Raw genomic sequence first — 7,392 nt, 5'->3', positions numbered from 1 at the left:
ATAACAACTAAAAAACATATTTATCATGAAAACAGTATTTAATATCGTTTTAGGCTTGTGTGCAGTGGTACTGATCTACATCTGCTATGCTAGCATTATGGGTCCTATTAATTTCGAAAAGGCTAGAAAGCACAGAGAGAAGGCAGTTATTGCCCGCTTAATGGACATCCGTAAAGCACAGCAGGAGTATCGTAACTTGAACCACCAACAGTACACGGCAAGTTTCGACACTTTGATCTACTTTGTTAAAAACCAGAAGTTGCCTTTCATCTACAAAGAAGGTGAATTGAATGACAAGCAGTTGGAAGACGGTATGACAGAAAAGAAAGCTATTGCTATCATCAACAAAGCTAAGAAAACAGGTAAATACGACGAGGTAAAGAAAGCAGGCTTGGAAAACTTCAAGCGTGACACAATGTGGGTTGCAGTATTGGATACTATTTTCCCAAAAGGTTTCAATCCCGATTCTATGAGATATGTTCCTTACGGTGGCGGCGCACAATTCGAAATGGCTATCAAGAACGATACAGCTAAATCCGGTGCTCCTTTCTGTCTGCTCGAAGTTAAGACTCCGTATGAAACTTACCTGGGTGGTCTGGACAAGCAAGAAATTGCTAACATGAAAGACGTACAGACTAAGTTGGGTAAATACTGCGGTCTGATGATCGGTAGCTTGGAAACTGCTAACAATAATGCAGGTAACTGGGAATAATTCCCTATCCGCAACACTGTATGATAGAAACGATTGACTTTAGTAAATCGGAACAATATACGTTATCCATCCGCCTCAGTGCGGATGGATTTTCTTTTTCTGTATTCAACCCTCTGGGTGAAGGCGAGCTCTCTTTCTTTGACCGGAAAGTAGAAGAATCACTCTCCCTCACAGCCAATCTTAAACAGACTTTCCGTGAAATAGAATGGCTTAAACACCCTTATCGCCGGGTAAATATACTCATGGCGGACAAACGCTTTACCCTCGTGCCACTGGAGTTCTTTGAAGACGAACAGACGGAAACACTTTTTTATCATAACCACCCGAAGCGGGAAAACGAAATTGTGCAATACAACATTCTGCGAAAAAATAATGCCGTAGTATTGTTCAGTATGGACAAGAGTGCCCGTTCTTTCCTGTGCGAACAATATCCCGATGTAAGATTTTATTCGCAGGCAAGCTCGTTCATCGAACATTTCTCCAGCAAAAGCCGCCTGGGCAACAGTCGGAAAATGTACGTGCATCTGCGGAAAGATGCCGCCGACCTGTATTGCTACGACCGCAATCACCTGTTGCTTGCCAACTCCTTTGAATGTAAACAGACAGCGGACCGCATCTATTACCTATTATATATATGGAAGCAACTCGGCTTTGAACAGGAACGTGACGAAATGCACCTCACCGGTGAATTGTCCGACAAAGAAGCTTTGCTCAGCGAACTACGAAAATTTATCCGGCAGGTATTCATCATGAACCCTGTCACTAACCTCGACCTACAAGCAATAACCACATGCGAGTAATCAGCGGAATATATAAAAGAAGAAGATTTGACGTGCCCCGTACTTTCAAGGCACGTCCCACAACGGATTTTGCCAAAGAGAATCTGTTCAATGTACTTGCCAATTATCTGGATTTTGAGGACGGAGTATCCGCACTCGATCTCTTTGCAGGAACCGGCAGCATCAGCATCGAACTGGTATCACGGGGTTGCGACCGCGTAATCAGCGTTGAAAAAGATCGGGACCACCATGCTTTCATCTGCAAGATAATGCAAGAGGTAAAGACTGACAAATGTATCCCTATCCGTGGCGATGTATTCAAATTCATCAAAGGAGGACGTGAACAGTTCGATTTTATCTTTGCCGATCCTCCGTACGAATTGCAGGGATTGGAAACCATTCCTAATCTTATCTTCGAAAACAACCTCTTGAAAGAGGAAGGCTTGCTTGTATTGGAACATGGAAAGAAAGATAACTTCGAAGATCATCCGAACTTTGTAGAGAGACGGGTATATGGCAGTGTGAACTTCTCCTTCTTCCGGCTAAAGTAACCTTTACCTCAATTAAAGCAGCGGTGCCATCAGTCGCACCACACTCTCGGCAGCTTTCCGCCACCAGGGACGCTTCACCCAGTTTTTAAGAAAGACCTGTACACACTCGCGTTGATCCTGAAGAAAGATTTCACGCATTTGCAGTGCAGTTTCAGTATCATAAATAAAAGCGTTCACCTCAAAATTATGCTCGAAGCTGCGGAAGTCCACATTGGTAGAGCCAACAGTAGTAAGTTCATCATCCGACACCATCAGTTTGGAGTGCAGAAAACCTATCTTATAAAAATAAACTTTCACACCAGCCTGCAATACATCCGCCAAATAGGAACAAGAACCTAAATTCGTAAGGCGATTATCCGCACGCAAGGGCAGCATCAGTCGAACATCAACTCCTGCCAATGCGGCCGTTTGCATAGCAGCCAGTATCTGTTCTGTAGGCAAGAAGTAAGGGGTCTGTATATAGAAATATTTCTTCGCACCGGAAATTGCCATACTCAATCCTTGCATAATTTCTTTCCAGGGACCGATAGGATCACTCGTCACAATCTGTACTAACGAATTACCCGACGCCTCCATCTTCGGAAAATAACGGGAGGCACTGATCAAAGTACGGTCTACAAAATACCAGTCGAGCAAGAAAGCGGTCTGCAAGCCATGCACGGCTTTGCCTTCCAATAAAAGATGCGTATCGCGCCAAATCCCCCATGAGAACCCACGCATATAGCGTTCTGCCAGATTCATCCCACCCACAAAACCGATTCGTCCGTCAATCACAACAATCTTACGGTGGTTGCGATAGTTCACTTTGCTGGTGAACAGGGGGAAACGTACTTTCAGAAAGCTGCGTACCTCGATACCTGCCGAACGCATTTCATCATAGAAACGGTTGGGCACATGCCAGCATCCTACATCGTCATAGATGACACGTACTTCAACGCCCGCCCGTACTTTCTCTATCAGTACATCCCGCACCATTCGCCCGATGGCATCATCCTCAAAAATATAAAATTCAATATGGATATGTTGCCGGGCTTTAGCCAGTTCCCGCAACAGGGATTGCAACATGGAAGCACCGCTGGTATAAGTCTCTACACGGTTGCCGTCAAAAGGAAACGCCTGGGTTGTATTGCGAAATAAAGAAATGAGCCGGCTATAAGCTATAGGCAAGGTAGTGGCATCCTGCGCCAGGTATTCCACCATCGGTTTATTCAACAGACGGTTATAAATCTTCTGCTCTATTATTCGCTCGCGCCTCCGGCTACGCCCGAAAAAGAAGTAAAAGACCAGTCCCACAACAGGCAGAAACATCAATACCAATATCCATGCCAATGTCTTCACCGGATTACGATTGTCGAGAATGATGACAACAATTGTTCCGATGATAGCGCCAAAGTAAATAATATCAAAGGCGACGGTAGCTACTTGGTTTAGTATATAGTTCCAGTCAATCACAAAAGCAAATATAGAGAAAATAAAAGAATTCCTATTTTTTTATAAGAAAAAAGAGATTGTCTTTAAAGTATTTACATATATTTGCGTAATTACACACTAATACTATGAAATATGAAAAAACATCTTTTAATCGCCCTCGTGCTGGGCTTGTCAACTACTATCTGTCATTCGCAAGTAAAAATCAGTGTACAAGGTGGAACCGGATTGACCGGCATCACCAAGAATGAAAATTACAATGCTAACTTTGGGTACCGTTTCGGAGTCAGCGTAGAATTCCCTATTGACAAAACTTGGTCCATGCAGACCGGACTACAGCTACTAAACAGAAGCTACTCTATTGATGAAGCAGTAACCGCTTTGGGTATTACGGAAACAGGCAAGCAAATCTATATGGGATTAGGAATCGATTCAAAAATCAATGGAATCTATTTACAAGTTCCCATCAAAGTAGCCGCATATCTGCCTTTGAATAATAACTGTGGGTTGCAATTCAGTGGTGGTCCGTATATCTCTTTGGGAATTGGTGGAAAAAGTAAATTGAACTGGGTGCTTGCCACTAATGAAAGATTTGATGATGATGACTTTATCACGCCCAGTGAAGGTAATGGCGCTACATTGGTAAATGGTGAAGCAACGCATAAGACATTCGATAAAAACGAAGGTTTGAAATGCCTTGACATCGGTTTAAGTCTTGGAGTAGACTTCAAGTACAAATGTCTTTTTGCCGGTATCGGTGCCGAATATGGCCTTCTTCCCATTGATAAGGAGTTTCCCAAAGATCTCTTCAAATATTCCTTCCAAGAAGACCAGACACTTGTTTCCCCCCACAACATAGGAATAGAATTTCATGTAGGCTTTTGCTTCAACGCAGGGAAACGCTAAAAAACAGAATCCCCTTTCATCTCTTTCAGCGAAAGCGAATGGAAGGGGAAACTTATAATAATAACTGGTCAGTTTACTTTAAAAACGGCGTCCGCCAAATCCACCGGGACGTCCACCAGGTCCGCCATGACCGCCAGGACCACCAGGGCCACCAAATCCACCTCTACCCATCTTCTCACGGGCAGCCTTGTTACCAAAGATATTCAGGCGATAGATAAAGTGCACCATACAGTAGCTGTTAACACCATTGTATTCCGAAACCGAACGACCATCTGCCGTCAATGAACGGCTAATGTTACTTTGTTGTTTCAGAATATCGTACATTTCAAAACTTATCGTTGCCGCACCTTTCAGGAAAGTCTGCGAGAGTTGTGCATTCCAGATCAGCTCATTACGGTTCATACTTGAATCCGTATAACCACGACGGCTCTGATTGGCGATATTGGTAGTGAAAGTCATGTTCCAGGGAGCCATCAACTGGGTATTGGCACCATAAGAGAAAGTATAAGGTTCCTGGTTATTGTCCGGACGCAGTTTGTTACGCTCGGCAGTGTAAGAGATAGAGCCATTCAACCCGAATTCGAACCAATCATTGCGGTAGGCACCGTTCAAACGTTCACTCAGCGTCAAGCCCGTTGTCGTATTCTTATCATCAACTTTAGTTTCCTGATTGTACAGATACGCCACATTATTCTGATAATTAATATTAGAGAATGAATTGATGGTATACTTCTTATTCTTCAGTGCCGTATTGAATCCAAACATACCGAAAGCACTCCAATTACCATTAATATTTTTCGGCGTCGTGGTTCGTCCACCGGTCTGTTCATTGTATTCGGTACTGTTACTGATGCTGTTCTGCGTAGCCGAGAAGCTGGCATGCGTCATGATACCCCGTTGAAGTTCCGCATTATACGTATTGTAGAACAAACGCATAGAGTGCGTGAAAGAAGGCTTCAAGCCCGGGTTACCGACACGGATATTCAACGGATTGGAGTTATCCACAATCGGCAACAGGTTTTCCATACTCGGCTGACCGGTACGTCCGCGATAGTTAAAGCGCAACTGGCTTACCTTGGAGAAGCGATAACGGAAATCGACATTCGGAGCAAAATTGAACACGGAACGCGTCGTATCGATCATATAATTTCCTTTCTTATAAGAAAGCTTGGAACTCTGTGGTTGGAAAGACATACCTGCACTCAACTGATACTTTTCACGAATGAAACGCAACGATACGGATGCATCATGATTATAGTATCTATATTCGGCATATTTACCTAAGCTATCCACTGCATGGTTCTCGTAACCGGTAGGCAACGGTTCGCCAATTCCCCACTCCGGATTAATCTGATACAAATCATAAGTCGTCTTGTCACTCTCGCTGTATTTATACTGGAACTGATAGCTGAATTGCAAGAAAGTGGCCCGTGCAATAGGTTCGCTATACGTAATTTGTGCACTATAATTATAGTTATTGGTCGGAGTAGTGATATACTGATTACGAACCAAAGTAGAGTCCGGGTTCGTAGGAATCTGATAATAACGTGTCGTAGATTCCGTATACTGATTATTGTCATTATCACCGTAACCGAAGCGTCCGCGGAATGTAATGTTACGTCCTTTATCATTCAGCTTACGGTTAATTTGTAAAGTCGCATCTGTCGAAATGCTCTTGCTGTCGGAAAGTGTCCCGCTGTTCGTAGCATTTACACGGATATCCTTCAACGGGTCCCCGGCAATTATTTTATCAAAATCAAGATAATCGTTCGGATTGGCAACCAGACTGAATGGGTCTGCATCAAAAGTTCCCGACAATGAGCTCGAAGCATTATCCGTCTTACCATAAGAGAAGTTCGGGCGGAAAATGATATTCGTCATTGAATCCGGCTTCCACTCCATACGGAAATCGGCTCTGAATGTAGAATTCTTGTTCCGGTTGACTGAGTTGGAATTGGAATATGAATTACCATTCTGCAAGAAGCGCTCGGACGAGTTGATATTAGAGATATCAGCGTCATTATAATTATATTGGGCACTTCCTCCCAGTTCTATCTTCTTATTCTCTGTGGCAAAACTGATACCCAATTCTTTAGGCGCATTCAAACCATTGTTACGACGCCAGCGGGGTCCACCTCCACCACCTGAAAAGCCCTGGTTGTTCACGTTATTGGTAGAACCAATAACGGTTACCTGTGTCTTATCCACAAAATGATTTACATTTAAACGGGCTGCGTAGCGGTCTTCAGTACCCACGGCTGCATCCGCATTACCAAACCATCCACGGTTCATACCTTTCTTCACCGTCAAGTCAAGTACGGTCTCTTCCTCACCGTCATCAATACCCGTGATACGTGCCAGGTCCGACTGCTTGTCATACGTCTTCAACTTATCGATCATCTCCACCGGTAAGTTCTTCAAGCCCGTTTTCACGTCTCCACCAAAGAATTCCTTTCCATCTACCATGATCTTTTTCAACTCCTTACCATTGATTTTCACGTTACCGTCATCATCAATTTCGGCACCGGGGAGTTTCTTCACCAGCTCTTCTAGCATGGCCCCTTCCGGTGTGCGGTAAGCACTGGAATTGTACATTAACGTATCTTCCACTACCTGTACCTGCGGAGCTTCTGCGGTAATCACCGCTTCTGCCAGCATCACGGCATCCGTCTTCAGAGCCAGCGTACCTACATTCTTATTGGGATTTTGAGCCGACAGTTGCAAAGGAAGCACTGTAGGTTGGAAGCCGATATAGGAAACTTTCAATACATATTTCCCGGCCTGCACTTTGGGCAGAGTGAAATATCCCTGCGCTGTAGTGGCGATACCCGCCGCAAATGCACTGTCCGGTAACGAAAGTAACTGTACTGTGGCTTGTACTGCGGGCTCTTTCGTGTCATCCTCGATGACACGCCCCGCTACGGTAATGTTCTTAGTCTGTGAGAAAGCGGAAAGTGTGGTTGTCAGCAATAACACTGTTCCGATGATTACTTTTTTCATGCGCCTGTTTTTTATG

At 44.1% G+C, this 7,392-nt stretch carries 6 protein-coding genes; 4 read left to right on the top strand and 2 right to left on the bottom strand.

What is annotated here, in order from left to right; all coding sequences use genetic code 11:
- Window positions 1-25 precede the first annotated feature (25 nt).
- Genes BACCELL_RS13135 through rsmD form a run of 3 tightly spaced genes read left to right on the top strand, consistent with a single transcriptional unit; the run spans window position 26 to window position 2,042 of the window.
- Window positions 26-712, top strand: a complete 687-nt coding sequence (locus tag BACCELL_RS13135) for a hypothetical protein (RefSeq protein ID WP_007212307.1) — start codon at window positions 26-28, stop codon at window positions 710-712.
- A gap of 20 nt (window positions 713-732) precedes the next feature.
- Window positions 733-1,512, top strand: coding sequence for a DUF3822 family protein (locus tag BACCELL_RS13130; protein ID WP_007212306.1), 780 nt, complete (start codon window positions 733-735; stop codon window positions 1,510-1,512).
- Window positions 1,503-2,042, top strand: a complete 540-nt coding sequence (rsmD, locus tag BACCELL_RS13125) for a 16S rRNA (guanine(966)-N(2))-methyltransferase RsmD (RefSeq protein WP_007212305.1) — start codon at window positions 1,503-1,505, stop codon at window positions 2,040-2,042. Before BACCELL_RS13130 ends, rsmD begins: the two co-directional genes overlap by 10 nt.
- A gap of 12 nt (window positions 2,043-2,054) precedes the next feature.
- Here the strand turns inward: rsmD and cls are convergent, their stop codons facing one another.
- The gene (gene cls / locus BACCELL_RS13120) at window positions 2,055-3,494 is read right to left on the bottom strand and encodes a cardiolipin synthase (RefSeq protein WP_007212304.1); all 1,440 of its coding nucleotides are present in this window, start codon (window positions 3,492-3,494) and stop codon (window positions 2,055-2,057) included.
- Between the two features lie 111 nt (window positions 3,495-3,605).
- Between cls and BACCELL_RS13115 the strand changes: the two genes are divergently transcribed.
- A complete protein-coding gene (locus BACCELL_RS13115) occupies window positions 3,606-4,376 on the top strand; it encodes an outer membrane beta-barrel protein (protein ID WP_007212303.1) in 771 nt (256 codons plus the stop codon).
- 78 nt (window positions 4,377-4,454) lie between these two features.
- Here the strand turns inward: BACCELL_RS13115 and BACCELL_RS13110 are convergent, their stop codons facing one another.
- Window positions 4,455-7,376 (bottom strand): TonB-dependent receptor, encoded by a 2,922-nt coding sequence (locus BACCELL_RS13110; protein WP_007212302.1) that lies wholly within the window; start codon window positions 7,374-7,376, stop codon window positions 4,455-4,457.
- Window positions 7,377-7,392: the final 16 nt, after the last annotated feature.

It is taken from the genome of Bacteroides cellulosilyticus DSM 14838 (assembly GCF_000158035.1).
Taxonomy (GTDB): Bacteria; Bacteroidota; Bacteroidia; order Bacteroidales; family Bacteroidaceae; genus Bacteroides; species Bacteroides cellulosilyticus.
This window is presented reverse-complemented; position numbering and strand designations above follow the sequence as displayed.